Annotated in this window: 13 protein-coding genes; 7 read left to right on the top strand and 6 right to left on the bottom strand. The window is 52.5% G+C overall.

Translation table 11 applies throughout. The features are described 5' to 3' along the window. The 4 genes from ACYQ27_RS02290 (at position 1) to ACYQ27_RS02275 (ending at position 18,354) form a co-directional block, all read left to right on the top strand. Positions 1–13,569: a CARDB domain-containing protein gene (locus ACYQ27_RS02290; RefSeq protein ID WP_460041766.1), complete on the top strand. Its 13,569-nt coding sequence runs from the start codon at positions 1–3 to the stop codon at positions 13,567–13,569. A 229-nt stretch (positions 13,570–13,798) separates the two neighbouring features. After that, entirely contained in the window at positions 13,799–16,078 is a 2,280-nt protein-coding gene (locus ACYQ27_RS02285) for a tetratricopeptide repeat protein (RefSeq protein ID WP_456453408.1), read from the top strand. Continuing rightward, positions 16,068–17,516 carry an ArsR family transcriptional regulator gene (locus tag ACYQ27_RS02280; protein WP_460040924.1) on the top strand — a complete coding sequence of 483 codons (1,449 nt, stop codon included), beginning with the start codon at positions 16,068–16,070 and terminating at the stop codon, positions 17,514–17,516. Before ACYQ27_RS02285 ends, ACYQ27_RS02280 begins: the two co-directional genes overlap by 11 nt. 10 nt (positions 17,517–17,526) lie before the next feature. Then, positions 17,527–18,354: a tetratricopeptide repeat protein gene (locus ACYQ27_RS02275; protein WP_460040923.1), complete on the top strand. Its 828-nt coding sequence runs from the start codon at positions 17,527–17,529 to the stop codon at positions 18,352–18,354. Between the two features lie 8 nt (positions 18,355–18,362). Here ACYQ27_RS02275 and ACYQ27_RS02270 read toward each other — a convergent pair whose 3' ends face one another. From ACYQ27_RS02270 to ACYQ27_RS02250, 5 genes are all read right to left on the bottom strand, one after another. Then, a complete protein-coding gene (locus ACYQ27_RS02270) occupies positions 18,363–19,226 on the bottom strand; it encodes a fumarate hydratase (RefSeq protein WP_456453410.1) in 864 nt (287 codons plus the stop codon). A 178-nt stretch (positions 19,227–19,404) separates the two neighbouring features. After that, positions 19,405–20,319, bottom strand: coding sequence for a hydroxyacid dehydrogenase (locus ACYQ27_RS02265; protein ID WP_456453411.1), 915 nt, complete (start codon positions 20,317–20,319; stop codon positions 19,405–19,407). Between the two features lies 1 nt (position 20,320). Next, positions 20,321–20,968 (bottom strand): TIGR00153 family protein, encoded by a 648-nt coding sequence (locus tag ACYQ27_RS02260; RefSeq protein WP_456453412.1) that lies wholly within the window; start codon positions 20,966–20,968, stop codon positions 20,321–20,323. Between the two features lie 25 nt (positions 20,969–20,993). Continuing rightward, on the bottom strand, positions 20,994–21,902 hold the full coding sequence (locus ACYQ27_RS02255; protein ID WP_456453413.1) for a 2-dehydropantoate 2-reductase: 909 nt from the start codon (positions 21,900–21,902) through the stop codon (positions 20,994–20,996). Between the two features lie 4 nt (positions 21,903–21,906). Further along, the gene (locus ACYQ27_RS02250) at positions 21,907–22,560 is read right to left on the bottom strand and encodes a hypothetical protein (RefSeq protein ID WP_456396622.1); all 654 of its coding nucleotides are present in this window, start codon (positions 22,558–22,560) and stop codon (positions 21,907–21,909) included. Between the two features lie 51 nt (positions 22,561–22,611). Here ACYQ27_RS02250 and ACYQ27_RS02245 point away from each other — a divergent pair, with 51 nt between their 5' ends. From ACYQ27_RS02245 to ACYQ27_RS02235, 3 genes are read left to right on the top strand one after another with little or no spacing between them, the layout of a single operon-like run. Continuing rightward, positions 22,612–23,343, top strand: coding sequence for an RNA methyltransferase (locus tag ACYQ27_RS02245; RefSeq protein WP_456453414.1), 732 nt, complete (start codon positions 22,612–22,614; stop codon positions 23,341–23,343). Next, positions 23,321–23,848 (top strand): methylated-DNA--protein-cysteine methyltransferase, encoded by a 528-nt coding sequence (gene otg / locus ACYQ27_RS02240; protein WP_456453415.1) that lies wholly within the window; start codon positions 23,321–23,323, stop codon positions 23,846–23,848. The genes ACYQ27_RS02245 and otg overlap by 23 nt, the downstream gene beginning before the upstream one ends. After that, positions 23,836–24,864, top strand: a complete 1,029-nt coding sequence (locus tag ACYQ27_RS02235; RefSeq protein WP_456453416.1) for a GlcNAc transferase — start codon at positions 23,836–23,838, stop codon at positions 24,862–24,864. The genes otg and ACYQ27_RS02235 overlap by 13 nt, the downstream gene beginning before the upstream one ends. Here ACYQ27_RS02235 and ACYQ27_RS02230 read toward each other — a convergent pair. Beyond that, complete coding sequence (locus ACYQ27_RS02230; RefSeq protein WP_456396610.1) at positions 24,858–25,040, bottom strand: hypothetical protein; 183 nt, start codon at positions 25,038–25,040, stop codon at positions 24,858–24,860. The two genes, ACYQ27_RS02235 and ACYQ27_RS02230, sit on opposite strands and share 7 nt — an antisense overlap. Between the last annotated feature and the right edge of the window lie 152 nt (positions 25,041–25,192).

The raw sequence follows: 25,192 nt of genomic DNA, 5'->3' as shown, positions 1-25,192 counted from the left end.
ATGAAGAGGGAAAGGGAGGCTGCCCTTGCCCTTATGGTTCTTATATTTTTCTCCATGTTCTCCTATCCTTCCATTGCAAAACAGGGAAAGATGGAAACCCCTCAGCGTTCGCCCCCTGCCCCAGCTCAAAACCCTGACAAACCTGATATAGCCGTTACCTCCCTCGCATACGCATACATAAACAGCACCCACATGGAGGTGCACGCACACCTGATAAACAGGGGCTCGGATACCGGAGCATTCAACGTTAGCTTTAGAGCTGTTAGACCTCCCAACCCGCCCGATGTTCGGGAAATTCCCTTCAGCTGGGTGAATCTCAGCAGCTATTTAGTGCAGGCTCATGAAGTGTACTCCGGGGCATATATCACAAACGGGAGTGCCATTCTGAAAGCCGATGATGGCTATATTGTCTACAGGCTGCCATTCACCCTGAACTACTTTGGCAGATATATAGAGAACATCTCAATAAACACAAACGGGGTTATAGAGCTTCTTGAACGGTGGGAGCTGCCGCAGGTTAGGGACTACTACGGTCTTCATGCCGATGGGGATTACCGGAACAGTGACATCATCTTTGCCCTCGATGATGACCTTGAGACCGAAGATGGCTATCTTGCGGTTGTCGGATTCCTAGACAGGGTTGTTATTGAGTGGTTCGGCTCCACATATGACGATTACGATTCTTCAGGGCATCCAGTTCACTTTCAGGTGGTCATATTTGCAAATGGAACAATCAGGTGGAGCTACCTAAAGCTCAACTACTCCGGTTACAGCTATGACCTTTTTGCGGGATATCATTCAAAGGCTGCCATGGGTGGGAAAGGAGTCCCCAAGGGAGAAATGAAGAGCTTTGAGGTTGAACTTCCTGAAATTTCTCCCACAGTCCTGAAGGCTCCCGTGGCGGGACTTTCAGGAGGCTCGGAAACGGATGTTTCCGTCACGCTGCCGATTGGTGATATGTATATCGAGGCCGTTGCGGATGAGGAGGAGAAGCTGAATGATGAATACAGATACAACAACATTGGGAGTATAGGCATATGGCCGGGTGATTACTGGATAGAGAACGTCACAGTTGACGGCGATGTGAAAACTGATAGTTACATAAAGGTAGATGTGACTTTGAGAACAACATCAGAGCATCCCGAAAATGTTGCTGTGGAGCTTCTGATGGACAATGAGACGGCTATACGCAGTTATGTGCCCGGATACAGCTTTGCAGATGGAACAACCAATGTGAGCATGTACTGGCACGTTCAGGGAGGGAGCTACAGACTCGGGATTAAAATAGAAAGCAGGGGAGATACAGACCCCTCGAACAACTATCATCCAATAGGAGCATACAACTTGCCAATGCCCAATTTCAGAATAGCAAACTATTCCGTGGAGATTCCCAACTGCACCGGAGATTATGCCGCAATAGCCCTCAACATCACCAATGATGGAGACGCCAACTGGAGCAATTTTAACGTAAGGGCCCTTCTCTTCTATGCCAACGACACACCATCTGAGGATGGAAGGACTGTTTGGGGCCTGAAAACAGGGGAAGTCAGGGAAGTCGTTCTCCAGCCGGAGATAAAGCCCGGAAATATAACAGGAATAGCCATATTCCTTGATCCTGAGAATGGGGTAAGGGAAAAGAACGAAGACGATAACACCGTAAATCTCTCATACCAAAGGGAGATATATCCCCCTGATTTCATTGTTGAAGCGATTTACGCACCTCTGAACGCTACCACAGGAAACACATACACCGTGAACGTTACCATAGACAACCTCGGGGGCTGCTATGCCGGAACGGTTCTCGTGAAGCTTTATGAAAATGGCTGGAGCAGGGATTCGGAGTACATTTCAGATAGCGGCAGAAGAAACGTGAGCCTTTCATGGCGTCCCTCCCGCATCGGCCGGGTCAACCTGACGGCAGTAGTTGACCCCTATGATGACATTCCGGAGTCTAATGAAAACAACAACGAGCTCACGGAGGAGGTTTTCGTCAATGGGCCTGATATTGTGATAACCAACGTAACGCTGATCAGCTTTGACGGAATGGCGGGGAGCAGGGCGGCATTCAACGTTACCGTAAAGAACCTCGGAGAGGATTTCTCTGGCTACTTCAAGATAGCGACGGAGGGAGGCCTAAGAGACGACTACACCTACATTTACGGTGGTCTGGCCAGGGGAGAAGAAAGGTGGGTGATTCTCAGCCCTATGATTAACGGTGGAAGGCACAACATCACCTTTGTGGCCGATAGCAGGAATTATATACCTGAGACCAATGAAAGCAACAACGCCTATAACTACCCGCTTGATGTGCCGCTGCCCAACTTCGTCATAGATTCCGTTGAGTTTCCGGATAACACTGTGGGCGATGTTCGGATAAACATCACCCTGAAGAACATAGGAGCCCCCTTCAACGCCACATCATATCCCCTCAGGATAACGGTGATTCCAGCGGGCTACTCCTACAGGTCTGTGGACATAGGTGGAATAATAGGAACCAATGACACAGCCACCGGGACTCTGGAGATGAGGTTGCAGGCACCCGGAACGGCTTTTGAGTTTGTGGTCAACAAATATCACTACATAAACGAAACCTCCTACTCGGATAACACGTTTCAGGCGAATTACACCACAGGATACCCCGACTTAACCGTGGAGATAAGCGTCCCCGAATTTTCAGCCGGCGAATACAGGTATATCAACTTCACTGTGAAGAACGCTGGAAACGCAACCCTGAGCGTGAGGAACTCCTACTACCTCACAGACCTGTGGCTCAGGATAACCGTTGAGGATGAGAGGGGTTCGGTATTCTACCAGAACTATGAGCTTGCCCCCCTGACCCTGAAACCCAATGAAAGCATCCTGAAAAGTATTCGCATCTACCTCAACGGAGGGCTCAACGTAATAAACGCCACCATAGACCCCTCAGGGAGGTGGGTTGAATCCAATGAGAGCAACAATCTCGCCCAGGTTATCGCGCACGTGCCAAAGCCAGACTTCACAATAACCAGCTATTCGGTTCCGGAGGAGATTCTCAACGGAACCGCCTACCTCTGGGCAAGTTACAGGATAAAAGCAAACGTGACTAACCTTGGAGGGAACTTCTCGAATTATCTAAGCACCTACCTCTATGACAACGGGAGCGGTGAGAGCTCAGCCTCCATCTACAGGCTCTCAGGCGGTGAAACCAAAGAAATTACGCTCTATTACCACCCGAAACCGGGAATACACAACCTGACTCTCGCCGCCGACCCCACCGACGTATGGATTGAAGGCAACGAGCTCAACAACAACGTCACCATCTCGAACCTGACCTTCGGTCTGCCGGAGCTTGTTCCTCTCGGCGTGACATGGGAGCCCTACAACTTCACCTCAGGGGAGAGGGTAACCTTCAAGGCCTACGTCAGGAACACAGGCCAGAGCTTCTACCGCTCCTTCACGGTCAGATTTGAGGTCTGGAACGGGAGTGCAATGATTGCCTCAGGCTCCGGCTATCCCTCCAGCTGGTACTTCAACGAAAACGAAACCAAGGAATTCAGATGGACATGGTACAACGCGAAACCGGGCAACCTGACGCTCAGGGTGTTTGTGGACTACTACAGCCGCGTTCCCGAACTCGATGAGAGGAACAACAACCTAACCGCAGACCTTGGCTCGATTGGAACCCCTGACTTCGATCTTAGCAATCTGAGCGTTGGACCCTTAGCCTACGGGAAGTGGGTTGATGTAAATGTCACCCTCAGAAACCTTGGTGAGGCTATATACCGCCCGTTCTCCCTTCTCTTCAACATCAGCGGGGAACTGGGGTACCTGACGGTTTACGGCATGGGTGCCAACGAGAGCAGGACGATAAGGTACAGGTGGTACGTGGACAGGGTGGGTGAGGCAAACATCACAGTGGTTGCAGACCCCGGCAATGAGATAAGCGAGTCAAGGGAGGACAACAACGCCGTTTCTGGAAGCTACTGGATTGAAACGCCGGAGCTTGCGATATCGGGCTGGAGATGGGTGGAGGAGGACATATCGAGGGGATACCTCACATTCCTCGTCAACGTCACGAACCTCGGCGGGGACACCTACAGGGGCTTCCATATAGGGCTCTACGTCGACGGTGAGCTGAAGGGGAGCGTCTGGGTAAGCTCTTTAATGAGCGGAGAAACCGTTGAAAAGACCCTGAGATGGCGCTTTAACATCGGTGGCACGCACAACATTTCCATAGCGGTCGACCCCTACAACGCCGTTCCCGAGAGCAACGAGGATAACAATGAGGTGAGCACGGAGGTTAGCATAGAGCTGCCCGACATAACTGTTGAGAGCCTCTCAATCCCCGAGCTTAATGCCAACGGCCACTTCACCATAAACGCCACAATAAGAAACGCAGGGGGAATCGGGATAGGGAGAGGCTTTTTCATTGCCCTCTTCCAGGATGACAGATACCTCGGCGGAAGGTGGGTCGATTCCCTTGGAGCCGGCGAGAGTATAACCGTGGGGATAAAGATAAGACCATATCCCGGCGATTCAACACTCAGGCTGATAGCGGACTACTACTCTTCAATAACCGAGCTCAGGGAGGACAACAACGAGCTCAGCAGAACCGTCCACGTAAGGGCACCCAATTTGGTGCTCGTTTCACTGAGCCCCGGCAGGTTTGAGTATCCCGGTGACACCGCAGAGGCTACGATAAGGGTGAGGAACGACGGAGACTTCGAGAGCGGCATTTTCTATGCGGCCCTGAAAGCGGGGGACAGGATACTGGGAGGTGTATATGTTGAGAGCATATCTCCCGGAGGGGAGGCCAACGTTAGCCTGAACTGGACGGTGAAGGGAGGAACCTACAACCTGACCGCCATCCTTGACCCATACAACTCACTGAGGGAGTGGAACGAGGGGGACAACTCGGTTAGCATTTTGATGCACGTTCCTGTCCCGGACCTAAGGGTTGAGAACCTTACCTATTCAGGCGAAGCAAAGGCCGGCGGGTTCCTCAGCTTCACGGTTACGATAGCGAATGCAGGCAACACAACGAGGGAGGGGTTCTACGTTGGAATATACGCCAACTCATCGCTGGTCGCCCTGAAGAGGGTCTCCGGAATCTCCGCAGGGGAGAGAGTAACCCTCAACTTCCCGAAGGCCTGGAAGGCCCGCTACGGAAGGTACACGCTGAAAGCTGCGGTGGATGTATCGGATGAAGTGGAGGAGAGGGAGGAAGGAAACAACGAGAGGGCTATAGACGTGTTCATAACAGACGATGAGCCGCCGGAGCTCGTTCAGGCATATCCGGAGAACGGGAGCTTCACGAGAGAGGCCATCATAGGAGCGTTCCTGAGGGATGCTGGAGCAGGCCTCGATGTCACAAGAAGCGAGCTCCGCCTCTACCGCTCGGGAGTTGAGGTTGACGGCTCCACGACCTTCTCTTCGGGATGGCTGGTCTTCCAGAACTCCTCACCGCTGGAGGATGGGAACTACACCGCACTGGTTATTGCCTACGACAGGGCCGGTAACGGAGCAAACTACTCATTCAGCTTCGTTCTCGACAGGAAGCCGCCGGAGATATCAACGAACATCATAAACGGAACAGCTTACAACGGGAGCATCACCCCTGAGATAAACGTCTTTGACGAGAACCTCGCCAGCTACAGGGTCACAATCAACGGGATTCCCTTCACGGGAGGGAGCATTACAGCCGACGGGAGCTACTACCTCGTCGTTACTGCCGGGGACAGAGCCGGGAACACCGCACGGTACGGAGTATGGTTCACCGTGAACGGGATACCCTCACCGCCTTCTGACCTTACGGCCGTTGTCAACGGCAGCTACGTTGAACTGAGCTGGCTTCCAAGCGGAAGTGAGGATATAGCGGGGTATTATGTCTATAAAGACGGGGTGAGGGTGAATGAGGTCCCCATTGCCTTGACCCGCTTCAGGGGTGCATACACCGGAAGCCTGAATTACAGCGTCACAGCCGTGGACTTCGCGGGACAGGAGAGCGAGCCTGCCACTCTATTCCCTGTAAGGGCAATCCTGAAACCCGGGAAGCTCGTTGAAGGTTATCCAGCCAACATCACGGTGGTTCTTGAGAACCTCGATGGAAATGCCGAAGCCAGTCTGACCCTAGAATTCGTAAATGCCCTCGGAAACACGCTGGCAAGCGAGAGGAGGGAGGTAACGCTCGGAAGGGGCAACACCACCCTGAACTTCATCCTCACAGTCCCGGAGGGAACGGAGGCTATAGCGGCCGGGATAGAGGTCAACGGCTCCTCAAGCCGCTCTTACCTGCCGGTGGAAGTTGAAAAAGGTAAGGAACCCGAAATAACAGTCGGAAAGCTCTACACGGGGCTCCCCGGACTTGTGGAGGTTAGCCTCAGGAATCTCGGTTCCGCACCGCTCGATACATCGAGGGGAATACTGACCCTCGGCAATATTACCGGCGAACCCCTCGGAGAGACACCGGTTCTTATGCCCGACGAGAGCACAACGCTGAGGTACCGCATAGTTCCCGCCAGCAGGGGAGAGTGGAACATTACTTACTCCCTCGAAGGGCTTTACTCCGAGAAAAGCGTTGAGGTGCGCGACCCGGTGGTTAATCCCGTCATGGTCTTCACGGAGAACTTCGTCAGGGGGAGCAGGGCCAGGGTAACCGTGACCTTCAGGAACACGGGCTCGGCACCCCTCAGGGTGGGGATGTTTGAAGTTCTCGGAATGAGAAGGAGTGCCAACCTCATCGTCGAGCCAAACCTCTCGGCGAGCGCTTCCTTTGAGTACACCGTCCCGCTCGACGCTCCGGATGAGCTCCACTTCAACGCCACGGTATTCACGGACGTTGGAATTTTCAGGAGGAGTGCTGCGGTCGAGACGAAGGAGCCTCCCTACAATGCAGGGGTGGAGGTAGAACCTGTGTTTGAGGCCGGAGAGGAAATAGTCATCAGGGGCGAAGCACACAACGCCAGCGGTTTGCTTCCCAACGTTCCGGTTAAGGTCTCGATAGCCAGGGGCGGCTTCGTGAGGCAGTATCTCGTGGTTACCAACGAGAGCGGGAGGTTCAGGCTAACCTTCGAGCCCCTTCACGGTGAATCGGGACACTTTATCGTGAGCGCCACACATCCAGACGTTGAAGCTCTTGAATCCGATGCATCGTTCGATATAGTTGGTATTGACGTCTCCCCGCAGGTCTACCGCGTAACGGTTCCGAGGGAGTTCAACGGAACAGTGAGGATAAGGCTCAGAAACTACTGGAAGGAGTCCAACGTCAGCGTCTCGGTGGATGCGCCATCTGAATACAAAGTTACAGTCCCAGAAAAGCTTCAGATTCAGCCGGGAACTACATGGCTCGAAATAGGCCTCTCAAGTGAGAACGCAAGAAATGGAACGATAACCGTAACCTTCAGGACGGTTCAGCTCGGAAGGGTCGTCGAGAGGAACCTCACCATTGAGGTTAAAGTCCTCCCGCCCGCGCCGGTTCTTTTAGTGGAGCCACGCTCCCTGGATATCGGAATTCTGGCCAATGAAAGCGGGAGCGGGAGCATTGAGATCAGGAACGCCGGCTTCGAGACCCTGAGGAATGTTAGCGTTGCCTCCTCGATACCCTGGGTCAGGGTTGTGAGTAACTTCACGGAGCTTGAACCCGGAGGAACGGCAGCGATAGCCCTCTACATCGTTCCACCGGCCAACATCACCGGAGTTTTCAACGGAAAGATAGAGATAAGCTCCTCAAACTACAGAACCGTCGAGGTGCCGCTCAGGGTAACCGTTACCCCCGAGGGCAGGGGAAGCCTCACTGTCATTGTGGCAGATACCAACGGCACGCGCTTATCCGGTGCAAAGGTCATCCTGACGAACGAATATGCACAGTTCGAAGGCGAAACAGCCAACAACGGAACCATAACATTCACCGACGTGCCCGTTGGAGACTACACCCTCTTCGTATCAGAGGAGAGCCACTACACCTTCAGCGAGAAGGTTACCATCGAGGCAGGGGTGGAGAGAAATGTCAGGGCAGTGCTCATGCCCTCAATACTTCAGGTCGAGTGGGAAGTGGTTCCGGTTACGATACAGGACGTCTACCTGATAAAACACGAGATTGGCTACACCACCTATGTCCCCGCACCGGAGATTGTAAGTCAGGGAGGGGACCTTGAAATCCAGATCAACTACGAAAGGCTGGCCGAGGTGGGCGTTGCTGAGGTTTCTGGCCAGCTGGTGGTTACCAACACCCACCGCTATGTCTCCGTCTACAACATCACGTTTGAGACCGGTGGAAGTCACTATATAGACGTCGATTTTGCCGTGGATAAGATAGATGAGCTTAAGCCCGGAGAAACCGTCATCATACCCTATGTGATCAGGATATACCACCACCGCTCCCCTCCAATCAACCCGTGCCTCCATGAGACCAAGGTGTTCCAGCTCAAGGCAGGGATAATCTGCGTCGAGGAGGCCGGCAAGATAACCCTCAGGGCACAGAAGGTGCACCAGATAGTCGTCAAACCGACGTGCGAGGGCTGTTTTAAGGCCGGCATGCTCCTCGCCGGAAAGCTTGGCTTCATAGTCCTCGGTCAGAAGGTTGGAGATGCTCTGGGGAACCTTGATCCTTCCAGTGTTTCACCTGCCCTCGCGGGCGAAGCCCTTGGGAACCTCGAAGGGCTGTACGATGCACTCGGACAGGCATGGATGAATCCGAGCGATGAAAACCTCAAGAACCTTGCAAAGACCTTCAACGGAGCCAAGAACAACCTCGCCTCCCTCTTCATCGGCAATCCCGTCGCTTACCATGCCATCAGCTCAACCCAGCTCTCGGTGATTACAGACCGGAATGGAAGGGTTATTGGCTTCGCCACCAACCTCAACGGCCAGCCAACCTACGCCCTCGCAATGGGAGTTGTCAAAATAAACAACGGCAACGTTCAGGTGGACTGGAAGAAAGCCACGAACATAGGGACGAACATAGCCACCGGCCTCATCTCAAACCTCGGAGGGGCATTCAAGAGCATTGCCGGGGGACTCAACATACTTCAGCTCCTGATTAAGGCTGCGGAAGACCTGCCCCCTTACATTGCCCAGGCAGCCCTGAACTGCGGGATCTGCCTGCTCCACAACGAATGCACACCTCCCCGGAGCTCTGGGAGTTTGAATCCCCTGAGCGTGGGTGTGGCGGCATTCGGCGGAGGAGATTATCAGTACCTCGGTGGCGGAGGAAGCGGAGGAGGAAGCGTGAGCGTGGGCAAGTTCACCTGCGAGGGTCTTCCGACGGTAAAGAAAGCATCCTCTGGAACGGTAAGCTCAACAAAGTCCTGTTCATCGTGTGGAGGCTTTAAGCTCAGTAACGTCGGAAGCGTAGCCGGCGGGAGGGTGTGCAGGAGGATTCCGCTTTCGCCGCTTGAAGACGGGACAGCAGACGAAACAACCAACACACTTCACATGTGCATTGACCTCATCATAACCATAGAGCAGAGGCTAACCTTCGAGAGGCAGGCATTCAGAGCATCGCTCAAGTTCACGAACACCAACGCCAACTACTCGCTGGAGGACGTGAACGTTAGCATAGATTTCTTTGACTCAAACCTCAGCGGGGCAAACGACAGGTTCTTCGTGAGGCTGGACGAGAAGAGCGGGCTGGTTAACGGAGAGCTTCCGCCAAACGGGGAGGCAAGGATGAGGTGGCTTATAATCCCGAAGGTAGGTGCGGCCGGGGAGTTCAGGACACGCTACTACGTCATGGCGAGGATAACCGCAAAGGTTGGCAACACGACGCTCATTTACGATACATGGCCGGTCAGGATAGACGTCGAACCTGTTCCGCAGCTTGAACTCGACTACGTAATCCCGAGAAAGGTCTATGGGGATGACCCATACACTCCTGAGATCGAGCCTCCGGTGCCTTTCATCTTCGGAGTGAGGGTTAAAAACACAGGCTATGGGGAAGCAAGGAACCTGAGGATAGCCTCGGCCCAGCCGAAGATAGAGCGCTCCAGCTACCCCGGGGTTTACATAAACTTCAGGATAATCGGAACCCTCGTGGACGGGAAGAGGGTTCCCAACAGCCTGACCGTTGACTTCGGCGACCTGAAGCCGGGGGAGTCCTCAACGGCGGCATGGCTGATGACTGCAGAGGTTACGGGGGACTTCGTCTACTACAACGCCACATTCAGACACAGCGACGAGCTCGGCGGGAATGAAACGTCGCTGATAAGGACCGTCAGGACGCACTTCCTCGTAAGGGCATTCAACAACACAGCTGAGAACGACGGCATGATGGACTTCCTCGTTGACGATGACGGCGACGGTGAGCCGGACAAGATTATCGACTCCACCGGCGGGGATTACCCTGTTCTGGTGGGTGATTTCAGGGAGGAGATGCACGGCAGCGTCCTGAGGATAATCCCCGTGATAAAAACGAGGGGATGGATTTACCTGAAGGTTCCACACAGCGGGAGCATTCTCATAAGAAGCGATGGAAAGATGCCGATTGCCCAGTGGTCTGAGGATGATGGAATACACCTCCTTGACCTCAACACCCCTGAGTTTTACGTGCTCGTAGTCAACAGACCCCCTGTCCCCCTCATCAGGCACAGAGAGCCCGTTCTGGTCAATGAAACCGTAACCTTCGATGCCTCCCTCAGCTATGATCCCGACGGGAGGATAGTGAGGTACCTGTGGAGGATAGGAAACAGAAGCTTCGATGGTGCGGAGGTGAACTACACATTCACCGTTCCGGGAACTTATGAGGTTTCCCTGACAGTCTGGGACGATGAGGGCATGAACTCTACCACGGGCGAAAATATTACAGTTCTCCTCGGTCCGAGATTTGAGGAAGAACTTAACGTATCGCCGGAGTGGGGAATAGTTCCATTCAACGTCACGCTTTCCCTCAACGTCACGAACACCGGAGACGCACCCGGCATTTACAACGCAACGCTGAAGGTTGATGGAGAAGAGAGGGAGTGGAGGGCAGAGAGGATAGAGCCGGGCTCATGGAAGCTATTCAACTTCACGGTTGAACTCAACGAGCCAGGTTCCCACAGGATAGGGGTCAGCCGGCTCAATGCTACCGTATGGGCGTATCTAAACGTCACAGGGAGCGAAAGTGAAAACCTGAGCTTTTCAAAGGACTTTGGCTTTTATAACTCCCTCCACTGGAGGCCCTTCAGGGAGGACTTCGAGAGCTGGAGCCTCGAAACCCTGAAGGGAATCGGGGTTGATACTTCGAGGTTCGACGAGGTTATCGAATTGAACATCGGCAACTGGAGCCTCCTCAACAGGACGGAGAACCTCTCAATAACCTCTGAAACCGGCTGGATAAACGCAACCTACGAGAGGAACGCCACGATTGTGGGAATCGTCGGCTGGAACTACACCACCCTGAAACTGACCCAGCGGGCTATCCTCTTCGGAAACGCCACCCACAGGATTGACCGGGAGACGCCGGTTATAGAGGTCGAGCCGGGGAGCGGGATTTACCCTGAGATACCTCTCTTCAACGTCACAGTAACCGATGAGAGCAACGTTACAGTGTGGGCAACGTCGGGGAACGAGAGCATGAACTTCACGATGATTTCGAGGAGCGGGAATGTGAGCATCTGGAGAGGGATGTTACCATTAAACATCGGGAACAACACACTAACGGTATTCGCTGAGGACGAGTTCGGAAATAGGGCTAACGTCACCCTCTGGGTCTACCTCAACCCGAAGGCACCGGTGATACTAATCGAGAGCCCAGCTGGGAAGGTGTATAACAGCGGCACGGTGTGGGTCAACTATACGGTTGTGGATAACGACACCCTCGGAATCAGGGCGCACCTCGATGGCTCGCTGATATCGACGTCGGAGAATTTCTCCCGTCAGGTGAAGCTAAGCTATGGCTGGCACAACTTCACGGTCAGGGCATGGGACGTCTCGTACAACGTGAGCAGGAGCGTGCTGTTCAGAATAAATGAACCCCCACAGGTTGGCTTCACATGGAACGCAAGCTATCTAACCGTGGATTTTGTCTCCAACGCCAGCGATCCCGATGGCATCTCAAGATACCTGTGGGACTTCGGTGACGGATGCACCTCAACAGAGGCAACTCCAACGCACATCTACTCCCAAGGAGGAATTTACAACGTGACGCTCACCGTATGGGATGGATACAATCTGAGCTCCAGCGTTAGCAGGGCTGTGGAGGTCTTTGCAAACGTTAGCCTGACGAGAAACGAGAGCTACATCTTCAGCAGATACTTCGGATTCTACAACACAACCTCCTGGGAGCCTTTCAGGAGGGAGTTTGGGGAGTGGGTGAACGGAACCCTCGCCGGAATCACCATAAGCACGGACGAATTTGAGAGCATCTCAAGCCTCACAACCGGAAACTGGAGCCTCACGGGATATTCAGAAAACCTGACGGCCGGAAGTGAAACAGGGTGGATAAACGCAACCTACATGAGGAGCGTAATCATAACCGGAACGATAGACCACAACATCACAACTCTGCTCCTCATCCAGAGGGTTAACCTCTTCGGGAACGCAAGCCACGTTCCTGACGACAGGCCGCCAGCCGTGGAGATAATCTATCCGGCTAACAGGACATACGACCACAACATCACGGAGATAACCGTGAGGGTTGAGGATGAATCCCCGATAGCGTGGGTCAAAGCCGCGCTGGATGGAAGAAGGTATAACCTAACGTTCGAGAACGGAACATGGATTGCGGAGATAAACGCCGGCGATGGAAGGCATGAGCTGAGGGTGAGTGCGAGCGACGTCTGGGGCAACGTAGGGAATGCCACGGTCATCTTTGCAGTAAATACGAGCGTGAGGATAATTGAAGGCAACAACACGACTGTAACAATAATTCCGGGCGAGGCTGAGAGTGAGGTCAAGATAGGAAACGGGACTGTAAGCCTGACAATACACCTGAAGGGTGCGGTTCAGACCTTCATGCTGCCTCCAGGCAGAAGCATAACAGTGGACGAGAGAGTCAGAAGCACACCATGGCTGCTCGTGAGGAGCGGTGCGGAGATTGGAGAAATTGATGAAGACAATGAAATGGCAACGAGGGGTGGAACTGTCTACAAGATAAAGACAATCACCCTCGACCTGAAGGTTTCCAGAGGAGGATATGCAGTTCTGACGGTGCCCCTGCACGGCATGAGACCCACGAAAATCACAGCGGAAAAGAACGGAACCCGGTATGCTTTAACAGCAGAGGTTAACGCCCGTGGATACTTCAGAATATCCGGGGATGTCCTCTACATAGTGGTATTCGATGACCCGCTTATCAGAATAAACCTTGAGCAGAGGGACATGCAGAGAACCGTGGAGCTCCGCAGAGGGATATGGATGAGGCTCGGGATTATGTGGGAGGCCCGCTATCTCAGGATGAGCAAAAAATTCGAGGAGATTATTTCCGGCATTCCGAACACCACCACGATTGATGATGCCATGGCACTCCACAGAAAGGCTGAGGAATACTTCAACACCGCCAGCAACTACAATCCCATCCTAAACCCGGCGATGTATGCGATATACATGAGGAGGGCATATTTAACCGAGCTGAAGGCCCTAAGACTGCTTAAAAACTCCGGCCTCCATGATTAGTTTTCCCCGGTTTTATATTTTATTTTTCCGGTTCTGGCAGGCGTGTCTAAGAGGGTTGTTTCGTTTGATGCTTTACTGAAGTTTTTGCACCCTCAGGGAAAACCGCCTGAAGGGCTAACCGCATAACCTAATCAATAATTTCAGACACGCCCCAGTTCCGGTTCGATTGCCACACCAAAGCGATTAATATAAAAACATCAAGCTACATAAGTAAAGAAGAGGGCTGCCGATGGAGGTCACATCCATAATAAGAACGCTGTCCAATGAAACCAATCTGCAGATTCTGTCAATACTCAGGTCAGGGACGTTTAATCCCCGGGAGCTTGCGAGGATTCTGCAGAAGGACGAAAGCGACATATCCCGAAGGCTGAAGCTCCTTGAGAGACTGGGGATTGTCGAGGGGAGATGGATACGGGCGGGAAATAAAAACATAAAGGTTTACAGCCTCAAGGTGGAGGAAGTGAGGATAAGCTTTGAACCGGGGGAGGTCGTTATCCAGACCTCAAGGAATGGGAGATACGAAATACCGATTCCCGAAAGCAAAATACCGAAGGTCGAGAACTTCTTCGGGAGAGAGGACGAAATCAAACTGCTTTCTTCTCCTGAAAAGCGTGTAATTGTAATCTACGGAATCGCCGGGATAGGAAAGACCGCCCTCGCCGCCAGGGTCTTCGGGGATGCATTCTGGTATCAGGTGAATGAAGCGGACAGCTTTGACTATTTCATCTGGCAGATAGGTCTTTTTCTGAACAGTGCTGGTTACTCCACCCTTTTGGAGTACCTGCGGGGAGGAGGAAGGGAGGAGAGGGATATACTGGAGCTTGTTCTCGACGGCATTGAGAGCACAGGTATGAAACTCGTTGTTGATGACCTTCATAAGTGCACTGATGAGAAGATTCTGAGACTTCTTGCATTTATTGCCGGAAGGATGGAACATGGACTTCTGGTAATACTCTCCAGGGAAAAACCCCGTCTTGGAATTGTGGATGCAACCTACATCCGCCTTAAGGGGCTTGATTTAAAGTCCGCCTATTCCCTGATAAAGTCCAGAGGTGTTAAAATTGACCTCACCGACTTTGTAGATATCTACCAGCTGACAATGGGGCACCCTCTCGCCCTGAACCTTTTTGCAGAGGCATACATTGAGAAAAACGAGATCAGGCCGGAAAAATTTTTTGACTTCCTTTTCTGGGAGGTTTATCAGGCCCTGAACAGGGATGAAAGGCTGATGCTCCAGCTCCTCGGACTCTTCGATGAACCTGTTGAATACGGAGCAATCAAACACGTCTATCCCAAGAAAAATGCGTTTGTAGTCCTTTATTCCCTCCTGAACAAGGGACTCGTCGAGAAGAGGGGAGAGCTATATTTCCTCCATGATCTCCTCAGGAACATTGTGAAGGAAACCCCGGAGGTGGATGAAAGGGAGTACTGCTCCAGATATATCGACTATCTGATAGAGAAGAGGAACATCAAAGATTTCCTCAGGGCGTTGAGATATGCGGTCAGACTCAAGGACAGGGATAAGTTCAGAGAGCTTATTGAACTGAGGTTGAGGAGGTTCAAAAGAATCATTCAGGATTTTCCCGATGCCTATATGAAGGTGCTGCTCCAGCTGGAGAATGACCCATATGCCAGGAAGGAGCTTGGTCACATCTATTTCCAGAGGGGCTTCTTTGAGAAGGCGCTCAGGCTGTGGCTTGAGGTGGAGGACAGGCTCGAGGGAATACACAGGGCGGATGTGATGAGTTCTCTGGCGGATGTTTATATGGAGCTTGAAAACTTTGAGGAGGCTGAAAAATACCTTAGGGAGCTTGAAAAAATTGCCGATGAGAGTGAGGATTTGGAAATCAAGCTCTGGTACCATGTGGAGCTCACAAAGTTCAAATATTACATGGATGACCCCAAGGGGGCACTTGAGAGTGCATTTAAAGAGCTTGAGATTATAAGGAGGATGGAGCCCTATCCGGAGCTTGAGAGTCTCGTCCTCCTTCACATCGGGGATATATACCTGGGCATGGAGAAGCCGGAGGAGAGTCTGAAATATTATCATCACGCGCTTGAGATTGCCAGAGCATACAGCCTGCCCTTCATGGAGCACCTGGCACACGGGGAGCTCTCAAAGGCTCACTTCACTGTAGGAGACTACAAACAAGCCGTGGAACATGCGGGAAAAGCCGTGGAATACTATCTCAGGGTCAGGAACTACCGCAGAGCTGTTGATGCACTCGCATACAGATGCCTGTCATACATAGGTCTGAATCTCCCGGACAGGGGTGAAAAGGATGCGGAGGAGATGATAAAAATCGCCCAGAGCACGGATTACCCCCTCGGCTGGGCGGGTTACATCTTTCTCGGCGTGGCTAAATCGCTGAAAGGTGAGGATGGAGCCGAGTACCTGAGAAGAGGTAAAGAAAAGCTGAAAAAGCATCCTTGGCTGTATGATGCGGTCTTAAAAGAGCTGGCCCGGGTTTATAAGGCAGCAGAAGCCGGTGATTTGTTTGCAGAATGACGTATCCTTTCTGAGGTCACTCCTGAATGAGACGAATATCCAGATAATCTCACTTCTCGGAGGCACATCCCTAAACACGAGGGAGATAGCAAGGCTGCTCCAGAAGGACGAAACCCTGATTTCCAGAGGCCTGAGATCCCTTGAGAAGGCGGGCATCGTGGAAGGGAAGTGGATGAGGGTCAGGGGAAAGAACATCAAGGTGTATTCCCTCAAATCCGACGAGCTCAAAATAAGCTTCAGCCCGGAGGGGATGGACGTAAAAATAGGGGAGAAGAGCTTTAAGTATTCCCCGCCCCTGCTGGAGAGCAGGGTTCCCAAAACCGGAACCGGGAGCTTTGTGGGAAGGGAAAGGGAAGTTGAGCTGCTCAAGGGCAATCATCCCGTTGCCGTGATATTCGGCATGGCGGGGATAGGGAAATCGAGTCTCGGTGCTAGGGTTTTCGGTGATGCATTCTGGCACTCCATGACCGAGGAAGACACCGTGGAGTATATAGCATGGCAGCTGGCACTTTATCTGAACCTCCGTGGATTCCGGGCGATGATAGAGTACATGAGAGCCGGTGGAAAGGAGCTCTCCACAATCAGGGGGCTTGCTCTTGAAGGAATAACCAGAACAGAGGCCACGGTAGTGTTTGATGACCTCCATAAATGCAGGGATGACGATGTTAGCTCCATGATAAGATTTCTGGCCTCCCGGCTTGAGAGGGGGAAGCTAATCCTGATTTCACGGGAAAAGCCGGCGATAAGCTACGATGAACGGGTTCTCCTGATACATCTGAGGGGTTTGAGCAGTGAAGAGTCATACAGACTTCTGAACCTCAAGATGCCCGGCATAACCCCCGGGGAATTCAGCAGGATTTATCACTTTACCCTCGGCCATCCCCTGATGCTGGTTCTGGTATCGGAAGCATCAAAACCCATGGATTCCCCGTTTCTATTCGAGTACCTTCTCAGGGAGGTTTATCAGGGCCTGAGCAATGAGGAGAGAACTGTACTTCAGCTCCTTTCACTCTTTGATGAACCTGTCGAGCTGTCCGCACTGAGGGAAATACACGCACGGAATATTTTTCTCACCCTTTATTCCCTTCTGAATAAGGGCCTCGTGGAAAGGACAGGGGAAAGATATCACGTGCATGATCTGCTCAGGGGATTTTTAATCGGCATCAGGGATATACCGGCCGGAGAGTATTACCTCGGATACATTAGATATCTCTTGGAAAAGAACACGGCAAAGGACTTCCTCAGGGCATTTAAGTATGCAATCCGACTGGGGGACAGAGAGCTCATAGGAGAAATGACCGAAATCAGGATAAGGAGGTTCTGGAGGATTGCCCTCGACTTTCCCCTTGCATATCAAAAACTGCTCGAAAAAATCAGGGAAGTTCCCTATGCGAGGGAGGAGATAGCGAGACTTTATTTCAACAGGGGGTTTTTTTGAGAAGGCCCTCATGCTGTGGCTTGAGGTCAGAGAGGAGATTGAAGATGACTTTCACAGGTTTGATGTCCTCATGATGCTCACCGATGTTTACTGCGAAATCGGGGAGATTGAGAAAGCAGAGGAATGCCTCTCGGAGCTGGAAGGGCTCTTTTTCCTCCACAGGGACGACCCCTACATGAGGCTCGGCTACTACATCGAGGTTACGAAGGTGCACACGTTTAAGAGGGAGCGCAAAGAGGCCATAGAAAACGCATTCAAGGAGCTCGAAGCCATCCGGGAGTATCCGCTCGTTCATCCGGAGCTTGAGTCCCTCATCCTATACCACATAGGTTACCTCTACGTCGAGATGGGGGAGCTTGAGAAGGGAGGCAGGTACTACAGGGAGGGGCTGAAGGTTGCGGAGGCATACAGCCTGCCCTATATGGAGAACCTCGGATACATCCAGATCGGCATCGTCAGCTACTTCCTCAGGGATTTCAGGACATCATCCGAAAGCTCTGGAAAAGCCGCTGAATACTTCCTAAGGACTAAAAACTACCGTAGAGCAATAGATGCTCTCTTCAGGAGGGCGGTGGCGATGATCGGGGAGGGAAGGTTTGACGGAGCCAGAGAGGCTTCCGAAAAAATACTTGAGCTCGCCGAGGGCACAAACTACGCCATAGGATGGATGGGTTACGTACTCCTCGGGATACTGGATGAGCTCGGGGGAAAGAGCGGGAAGGAATATATCAGGGCAGGGCTGGAAAAGATAGAAGAAAACGAGTATCTGCGCTTGGGGATGCTCGAAGAGCTCCGGGTGCTATTTGATGAGGAGACCCTGCAGAGATGGCTGGGATAAGTTCAGGATCACTGCCAGATTCTGGTGCTTCCATCACTCTCAATCTCCAAAAAGGCCCTTCTGTGAGCCCAGCACTGAACGATTAGTCCAACAGGCAGGGAGGCCGGATGCCTGTGGGCATACTCAACCTTGACGTCCAGGGCTGTGGTCTTCCCGCCCATCCCCATCGGGCCGATCCCGAGTGAGTTGACACTCTCAAGGAGCTCCTCCTCAAGCCGGGCGATTTCTCCGTTCTCATGTCTCACTCCGAGAGGCCTCAGGAGGGCTTTTTTGGCGAGGAGTAGAGCCATGTCGGCACTGCCCCCGATGCCTATGCCGAGGATCACCGGAGGGCAGGGCTTTCCCCCGCATTCCCTGATTCTCTCCATAACAAAGCGTTTTATCCCATCCCGGCCTTCTCCCGGGGATAGCATCGCCAGAGCCGAGCAGTTCTCGCTTCCGCCTCCCTTGGGCAGGAGGGCAATCCTGAGCGAATCCCCTTCAACGGGCTCCCAGTGTATTACCGGGACAAAACGACCGGTGTTATCTCCTGAATTCCTGTTTGTGAGCAGGTCAACGGCATTCGGCCTGAGCGGAATCTCCATGGTTGCCCTCCTAACGGCCTCGACAATCCAGCCCTCAACCTCGCCGAGAAAAGGGCTTTCAACACCGGCCTCGACGAAGAATGTGAGCGTTCCGGTATCCTGACAGATTGGAATCCCATCTTTTCTTCCAATCTCAACGGTTTTCAGAATATTACGCAGGTTGAAGCGGGCTATCCTGTCGCTTTCCTCAGAATACGCCCTTTTAAGGGCTTCAACAACATCCTCAGGGAGCTCTGTGACCGCCAGACGGATGGCCTCGACGATTGAATCCACGATATCCTCATACAATCAGCGTTCACCAGTTAAAATTCGATGTTTGGATTAAAAAGCTTGAGATCACCTGTCAAAAAGCGAGAAAAGTTTGTCACCATACTGACAAACATTCCGGGTAAACATTACCACCATACTGACAGACTTTATGAAAAAAGTTTCGAATTATGCTGCAAATCTTGAAAGGAGAAGGGCATCAGCCCTTCAGGATTTCGACTATCTGCTCGGCGACCTGAACGCCCGCCCTCATCTGGGCCTCGACGGTTGAAGCACCGATGTGTGGCGTTAGAACCACGTTGTCAAGCTCCGTCAGCGGGTGCCCTTTCGGCAGGGGCTCCTCCTCAAAGACGTCAAGCGCAGCCCCTGCAATCCAGCCCTCCCTGAGCGCCTTAACCAGAGCATCCGTATCAACTATTGGGCCGCGGGCGGCGTTTATGAGGATTGCAGTCGGCTTCATGAGCTTCAGCCTCTCCTCGTTGATTAGGTGGTACGTTGAATCCAGCAGGGGAACGTGGAGCGTGATGACGTCGCTCTCCTTCAGGAGCTCCTCAAGCTCGACGAACTTTCCTCCCACCTCTCTGGCCCTCTCCTCGTTTGGATACGGGTCGTAGAGGAGAAGGTTCATGCCCATGGCTTTCGCTATCTTCGCTATCTGGTAGCCAATCCTTCCAAAACCAACTATTCCCAGAGTTTTGCCCTCAAGCTCCATTCCGAGGCACTGCTTCTTGGCCCAGACGCCTTCCCTCATCCTTCTGTCGGCAAAGGCTATTTTCCTTGCGACGTTGAACATTAGAGCTAAAGCGAGCTCGGCGACGCTCCTGCTTGAGGCACCGGGAGAGTTGACGACTTCAATGCCCCTCTCCTTGGCCGCCTCAAGGTCTATGTTGTCGAGACCAACGCCGGCCCTTCCGATGACCCTGAGCTTCGGGGCGGCCTCGATAACCTTCCGGGTCACCTTGGGCTTGCTCCTGACTATCACAGCCTCAACATCCCCAACAAGCTCAACGAGCCTCTCCTCATCCGGATACTCCTCGTAAAGAACCTCAAAACCTGCATTTCTCAAAACCTCAAAAGCCTTCTCATGCAAAGGTGCAGCAACCAAAACCCTCATATCAACCCCTCCTTTTTATTGCCATCAGCATCACCTGATCAGAGGCATCCTCAGCCCTGTCGGCTATGTCCCCTATCTTCGTCAGAATCTGGTTCCATATAAGCTTTGCATACGTGCTTATCGTCTCGCTTTCAAAGGCCTTCCTCTTTGCATCATACTCAAGCTCATCGGCCCTCTCCTCGGCATCCTCCGTCTTTTTGGCATACTCCAATGCTTTATTCACATCGACGTTGAGGTTCTTCACGCCCGCCATCAGGGTTTCATAGGTTTCGAGCGCAGCATCCACGAGAGCTATAATCTCATCCTTTATCTCAAGCGGCACCTTCGGCTTTGCAAGGATCAATGTATGGGCCGCGCTTTCGGCAGCATCCGCAACCTGGTCAATTTCCTCCGACAGCCTGACGTAATCTCCCCTGCTCGCAGGCAGAAAAGCCCCCTCATAGAGCATGGTCTCTATTTCCCTCCTCAGAGAATCGGCCTCACTCTCAAGCCTGCCCACCTGAACCTCCAGCTCTCTGGCTTTCTCCAGGTCTTCATCGAGATAAGCCGCCATCATCTCCCTGAATTTTTCCAGTGTGGCTCCCACAACCTCCATGTGCCTGTTGAGAGCACCAAAGACACTGTTTTCCTTTCCACCGAATATGGGCATTTCAATCCCCCCGGGTGAGATATAATCACTCCGCTTTATTTATCTTCCGCTCCCTTGCCTTTATAAGAGCCCACAGGAGAGCGTTCATCGGGGCTTTCAGCCCTATACCCTCAGCGTACTCGACGATTTTTCCGTTTATGTAGTCTATCTCCGTCTTTTTGCCCCTTCTGATGTCCTGAAGCATGGAATTGTAGTTGTCCCTCGTCTTTTCAAGGGTGCTCCAGAGGAGCTCAAGCGGATGAACCTCGAACTCCACCCCGTACTGCTGTGCCGTTATGCAGCCCTCCCTCGCTATTTCCACAGCAATCCCCTGAAGATAGTCATCCTCAAGGATAAAGCCGTTTTTAACCTCCAGCAGGGTTCCTATGGGATTTATAACGGAATTGACGATCACCTTGGCCCATTTCCAGCCTATGATGTTGTCGGTAACGTACGTCTCGATGCCTGCTTCACCGAATGTATCCGCCACCCTTTCGACGAAGCCGTGGGTGCCCTTTGGGTAGAGGCCGATGGTTGTTATGCCCCTCCCCGTCCACCTGACAGTCCCCCAATCGACCATCATCGCACCGTTTGTTGTGATTCCTCCGAGGACGTTTTTCGTGTGCTTTAGGACGAGATCCTCATTCCCAAGGCCGTTCTGGATGCTCAGAACCCATGTCCTCCTCCCGATGCAGCGTGCGGCACAGTCAAGGGCGTGCGAGGTCGAGTATGACTTCGTCGCGAGGATTATCAGATCAGGCTCCTCATCGGGGGCGTAGGTTAAAGCCTCCGGATATACCGTGAAATCTTCAGTACCAACGATTCTGAGCCCTCTTTCATTTATTACCCTGACATGCTCCTCCCTCCCTATAAGAACCACCCTGTTGCCGGCCCTCGCCAGCAGGGCCCCGAAGAGGGAGCCTATTGATCCAGCCCCGAGCACGCAGATCCTCATGATATCACCTCAGGAGCTTCCTCAGCGGGAGTAGGGAGTATGCAAGCAGAACCATCGAAAACCCCCAGAAAATCCTCCAGCTCGTCAGGTTCGAGGCATAGAGCGTGTATGCTGCCGAGCAGTAAAAGAACACCAGGAGAGGAATGCCACCACTCGACACAACCCTATTTCTGAAGAGAAGCAGCAGAACGCCCACAGACCCCATAAGAAACACCGGCAGCTTCAGTTCAGCGGGCCATGCAAAGCTCCATGCCCTGACCATGACCGCAACCGTGGCAGTGCTCAGAATGGCATTCGCTGTTCTCTCGTTCAGGCTAACCTGCTGCTTTTCCCTCGGGAATCCTGCTATGAGAGCGAGGAATGAAAGGGCGAGCCCTGCAAGGAACAGCGGCGACGCCGCAATATCAGCCCTCTGGAACAGCGCCAGGGAAAATGCTGAGAATAGTGAAAGGCCTGAGAAAAACCTCGCCTTCCTCCTGAAAAACAGAATTGAGAGGAGGGGCAGTACGAGTAAAGGCACCTCTAAGAGCATGGCATTACCGCTCGCGTTCCTGCCCAGAACAATCGCCTCCCCGGTTAAGAGCACCATTATAACCCCCACCACCATGTAAAGCGAGATTACAAAAGCTGAAGAGTATAGAAGCAGTCCGCGTTTCATTCTCCCACCGCAAGCATTTTAATCCCCCGCCTTAAATCTTTTCCGATAAAGATGAAGCCCGTGGTGATCCTTGTAGAACCGGAGTATCAGATGAACATCGGATTCGTCGCAAGGGCCATGAAAAACTTTGGTGTGGGGGAGCTTATACTCGTCAACCCTCCGGAAATCAGGGGTGAGGCATATAAGTTTGCAATGCACGCCCGGGACGTCCTTGAGGCGGCGAAAATCGTAGAGAGCCTTGAAGATGCTCTGGCGGCGGTCGACCTGGCCGTCGGCACCACAGCCATCGCCGGAAAGAAGTACATTGCAGAGAGGGCCCCGATTACCCCGAGAGAACTGAAACAAAAGCTTGAGGAATATCCCGGAAAGGTGGGACTTTTCTTCGGGAGGGAGAGCAGGGGGCTTGAGAATGAGGAGCTTGAACTTATGGATCTGACCGTTAGGATTCCGGCCAGTGAGGCATATCCCACCATGAACCTGAGCCATGCGGTGGCCGTTGTGCTCTATGAGCTGTATGAGGAGAAAACCTCCGAAGTCAGACGCTCTCTGGAGCCTGCCACATGGAGGGAGAAGGATGCCGTGGTGGCGATCTGGGGGGAGCTCCTTGAGGTCCTCGAATATCCAAAAGACCCTGTGAGGAGGAGATATTTTAAAACCATATTCAGACGGCTCATTGGAAGGTCGTTTCTCTACGGAAGGGAGGCCCATTCCATCGCAGGCCCTCTCAGAAAAGCTGTAGAAGAGCTGAGAAGGTGTAAAAATGCTGAGCGTGGAGAGGTTTGATATTTCCGGCAGGGCGATGTGGATTGCGGTCATTTCCGGGGACAGAATCAACGGAATAACATTTTCCCTGGATGGCAGGGGTTATCTGGAGGAGAGGATAACCTCGCTGGCAGGTTTTCTGGCTAAAAGAGGTATTAAGGTAAATCTGGAGGTGGAAAAGTCCCCGTTTACAAAACTCGTACATGACGTCACGGTTGGAAAACGGGACAACGAGGAGGCCATGAAATACCTCAGCTTCAGGGGAGTAACGCCTTTCGAGCGGAAAGTTTATGAAATACTCACAAAAAATGTTAAAAGAGGAAGCGTGATAACTTACGGTGAATTGGCCGGACTTGCCGGAACCTCACCGAGAGCCATAGGCGGGGCCATGAAGCGGAACCCGTATCCCATAGTGGTTCCGTGTCACAGGGTGGTTTCATCCGAAGGCATGGGGTTTTACACGCCGAAAATGGAGTACAAAAAATTCCTGCTTGAGTTGGAGGGGGTGGAAAAATGGACAGGATAAAGGCATACATCATCGGGTTTTTGATCATTGTCCTCGGGATAGCCGCTGCCATAATTTACAGATGGGGCTTTGGAATGCTCGTAAGGGTTGTTCTGAGCCTTGGATTTCTCGGTGTAACACTGATGCTGCTGTTCTTTACGGGGCTCACGCTCTATGCCGAGAGCTGGAAGTATGGAATTATACTTGCCGTATTCACCCTTATAAGCGGCTACGGAACGTATTTGAGCATAACGTGGCAGAACCTTCACTGCATCCTTGCGATAATAATTTTCTTTGTGGCCATTCTTGCCTTCGGCATCTGGTACATAAGCGAGCCCGACCTGAGCATAACCGACCGCTTCCGCTCGGCGGAAAGCCTTGAGAAGGCAGGAAAATACAAAGCCGCAGCCAGAAAGTACGAGAAGGCCGGAAACTACCTCAAAGCCGCAGAGATGTATGAAAAGCTCGGCTGGATGGAGAGTGCAGCATGGGCCTACGAGAAGGCCGAGAAGTACGAAAAGGCAGCCGAGATCTACGAGGCTCTCTATGAGAAGGAGAAGGACACCTACTACCTCAAGGAGGCCCACGAGTACTGGAAGAAGGCCGGAAACATGGAGAGGGCCGCTAAAGCTTTAGAGCGCTACGCCGAGGAGGAGCCCTGGTTCTGGGAGGATGTTGCGAAGCTTTATGCGGAGTTGGGCAACGAAGAGAAGGCGAAGGAAGCCTGGGAAAAAGCCCTGGAGTACTATCAGAAGGAAGCTGAAGAGGAAGGGGTATTCTGGGAGGACGTCGGCAACATAGCGCGCAAACTCGGCAGGGAGGAGCTCGCGAGGGAAGCTTACGGAAAGTTCCTCGAGTACTGCCTGAAGGAAGCTGAAGAAGACCCCATGTGGTGGAAGCATGTTGCCGAGGCATACGCCTATCTGGGCGAGAAAGAGAAGGCCGAAGAGGCCAGAAAGAAGTACGAGGAGTACAGGGCAAAGATAATGAAGACGAATGAGGAGACCTCGAAGTTCCTGGAGAAAGAGAATCAGTAAACATCTCCCATCTCTTCTTCCTCTTTTAGTTCCTCCCTGAGCTCCCTTTCCTTCCTGCGGATATATGCATCCATGAACCTGGCATAGACACGCATAGCACCGTAAAAAACAATCATCCCGATAATGGCCGCCAGCAGGCCTTTATCGCTCACATTCCCCTGGGGAACGAACGGCATCCTGCCACCCCATAAAATTCCAAGCTGCCTGAGTATTTAAGCTTAATCTCAGGTTTAAGTTTAGGCTTAGCCCTAAGCCCAATACTGGCCGGAGTGTGCCTGCCCCTTTTGACCCATTATTGAGCCTATCCCGACAGAGCCTTCCCAACATT

The organism is Thermococcus atlanticus, from assembly GCF_054657855.1.
This window is presented reverse-complemented; position numbering and strand designations above follow the sequence as displayed.

Bases quoted from the DNA above. Each gene is read 5' to 3' on its own strand.
- ACYQ27_RS02260 (WP_456453412.1), bottom strand. From the start codon at position 20,968: ATGCCCATATTCGGTGGAAAGGAAAACAGTGTCTTTGGTGCTCTCAAC.
- ACYQ27_RS02250 (WP_456396622.1), bottom strand. From the start codon at position 22,560: ATGAAACGCGGACTGCTTCTATACTCTTCAGCTTTTGTAATCTCGCTT.
- ACYQ27_RS02255 (WP_456453413.1), bottom strand. From the start codon at position 21,902: ATGAGGATCTGCGTGCTCGGGGCTGGATCAATAGGCTCCCTCTTCGGG.
- ACYQ27_RS02265 (WP_456453411.1), bottom strand. From the start codon at position 20,319: ATGAGGGTTTTGGTTGCTGCACCTTTGCATGAGAAGGCTTTTGAGGTT.
- ACYQ27_RS02245 (WP_456453414.1), top strand. From the start codon at position 22,612: ATGAAGCCCGTGGTGATCCTTGTAGAACCGGAGTATCAGATGAACATC.
- otg (WP_456453415.1), top strand. From the start codon at position 23,321: ATGCTGAGCGTGGAGAGGTTTGATATTTCCGGCAGGGCGATGTGGATT.
- ACYQ27_RS02290 (WP_460041766.1), top strand. From the start codon at position 1: ATGAAGAGGGAAAGGGAGGCTGCCCTTGCCCTTATGGTTCTTATATTT.
- ACYQ27_RS02230 (WP_456396610.1), bottom strand. From the start codon at position 25,040: ATGCCGTTCGTTCCCCAGGGGAATGTGAGCGATAAAGGCCTGCTGGCG.
- ACYQ27_RS02275 (WP_460040923.1), top strand. From the start codon at position 17,527: ATGCTGTGGCTTGAGGTCAGAGAGGAGATTGAAGATGACTTTCACAGG.
- ACYQ27_RS02235 (WP_456453416.1), top strand. From the start codon at position 23,836: ATGGACAGGATAAAGGCATACATCATCGGGTTTTTGATCATTGTCCTC.
- ACYQ27_RS02285 (WP_456453408.1), top strand. From the start codon at position 13,799: ATGGAGGTCACATCCATAATAAGAACGCTGTCCAATGAAACCAATCTG.